Source organism: Lentilactobacillus parakefiri, assembly GCF_002157585.1.
GTDB lineage: Bacteria > Bacillota > Bacilli > Lactobacillales > Lactobacillaceae > Lentilactobacillus > Lentilactobacillus parakefiri.
The window spans coordinates 785-2,245 of sequence record NZ_BDGB01000074.1 but is presented as its reverse complement, the minus strand read 5'-3'; the positions used below and the strand labels follow the sequence as shown (position 1 = coordinate 2,245).

Genomic DNA, 1,461 nt, shown 5'->3' with positions numbered 1-1,461 from the left:
AATACTGAACGAATTCAAATGAAACTAGGCGGCACATCGCCGATAAAATATCGACTCCGGGCCGCCTAGGAAAGACAAGCAAATATTTACTTTAACTTTGGGGGTACACCTCAAAATGTCCGCTTTTTTATTCTAATGATAAATAAAAAAACTGTTATCAGTAATAGATAAAAATCTATTACCAACAACAGATATTGTAGAACCACTTTTGATGAACCATGTGAATCTATATGACTGACAATATAAAAAAAGAAGTGAAACGCTGTTATATCAACGTTTCACTTCTTTTTAAAATGCTCTATGTGACTACTTAGTACCGGAGGTGGGGTTCGAACCCACACGATCTCAACGATCACTGGATTTTGAGTCCAGCGCGTCTGCCAATTCCGCCACTCCGGCAAAATAATATTTGATTGGCCAATACATGGAAAAAGGCGGTAATCGGATTCGAACCGACGATGAAGGTTTTGCAGACCTCTGCCTTACCACTTGGCTATACCGCCATAACTTTGGCTAACCCAACTGGGTTAGCTGGATTCGAACCAGCGCATGACAGAGTCAAAGTCTGTTGCCTTACCACTTGGCTATAACCCAATCAAAAGGCGGTATGTGGGAATCGAACCCACGCGTGTCGGATCCACAAACCGATGTGTTAACCACTTCACCAATACCGCCATAGTATTATTAACAGGGATAGTAGGAGTTGAACCCACACCGACGGTTTTGGAGACCGTAGTTCTACCATTAAACTATATCCCTATAAGATGGAGGGGAGTGGATTCGAACCACCGAACCCGAAGGAGCGGATTTACAGTCCGCCGCGTTTAGCCAGACTTCGCTACCCCTCCATGAATGGCGCGGGACAGAATCGAACTGCCGACACATGCAGCTTCAATGCATTGCTCTACCGACTGAGCTACCGAGCCATTTACCATCTTGAATGTAATAATACTGATGTTGTGTATTCAATTTTCAAATACATAACAACGGTTCGTACGAGACTCGAACTCGTGATCTCCTGCGTGACAGGCAGGCGTCCTAACCAACTAGACCAACGAACCAATGTTGCTATGGAAATGGAGGATACAGGGATCGAACCTGTGACCTCCTGCTTGTAAGGCAGATGCTCTCCCAGCTGAGCTAATCCTCCAAAATGACCCGTACGGGATTTGAACCCATGTTACCGCCGTGAAAGGGCGGTGTCTTAACCACTTGACCAACGGGTCATAAACTTATTATTCGGTTACGGAGAGTAAGGGATTCGAACCCTTGAAACAGGCTTTTACCCGTTTACATCATTTCCAATGATGCTCCTTCGGCCAGCTCGGACAACTCTCCATTAAAAATAATAACTCCGGCAGGCGGGCTCGAACCGTCGACAACCTGATTAACAGTCAGGTGCTCTACCAACTGAGCTATGCCGGAATAATCGCGTGGCAACGTCCTACCCTCGCAGGGGGC

The 1,461-nt window shown here is 45.9% G+C and carries 12 tRNA genes; all 12 read right to left on the bottom strand.

The window, feature by feature from the left end:
- Positions 1-314: 314 nt before the first annotated feature.
- Positions 315-399 (bottom strand) — tRNA-Leu (locus LPKJCM_RS08365).
- Positions 400-432: 33 nt separating this feature from the next.
- A tRNA-Cys gene (locus LPKJCM_RS08360) sits at positions 433-503 on the bottom strand.
- A 19-nt stretch (positions 504-522) separates the two neighbouring features.
- Positions 523-594 (bottom strand) — tRNA-Gln (locus LPKJCM_RS08355).
- Between the two features lie 7 nt (positions 595-601).
- Positions 602-674 (bottom strand) — tRNA-His (locus LPKJCM_RS08350).
- 14 nt (positions 675-688) lie between these two features.
- Positions 689-759 (bottom strand) — tRNA-Trp (locus tag LPKJCM_RS08345).
- Between the two features lie 6 nt (positions 760-765).
- Positions 766-848 (bottom strand) — tRNA-Tyr (locus tag LPKJCM_RS08340).
- Positions 849-853: 5 nt separating this feature from the next.
- Positions 854-926: transfer RNA gene (locus LPKJCM_RS08335), tRNA-Phe, on the bottom strand.
- 61 nt (positions 927-987) lie between these two features.
- Positions 988-1,061 (bottom strand) — tRNA-Asp (locus tag LPKJCM_RS08330).
- Between the two features lie 16 nt (positions 1,062-1,077).
- A tRNA-Val gene (locus tag LPKJCM_RS08325) sits at positions 1,078-1,150 on the bottom strand.
- Between the two features lie 4 nt (positions 1,151-1,154).
- Positions 1,155-1,226, bottom strand: a tRNA-Glu gene (locus tag LPKJCM_RS08320).
- Between the two features lie 20 nt (positions 1,227-1,246).
- Positions 1,247-1,338 (bottom strand) — tRNA-Ser (locus LPKJCM_RS08315).
- Positions 1,339-1,352: 14 nt separating this feature from the next.
- Positions 1,353-1,425: transfer RNA gene (locus LPKJCM_RS08310), tRNA-Asn, on the bottom strand.
- Positions 1,426-1,461 lie beyond the last annotated feature (36 nt).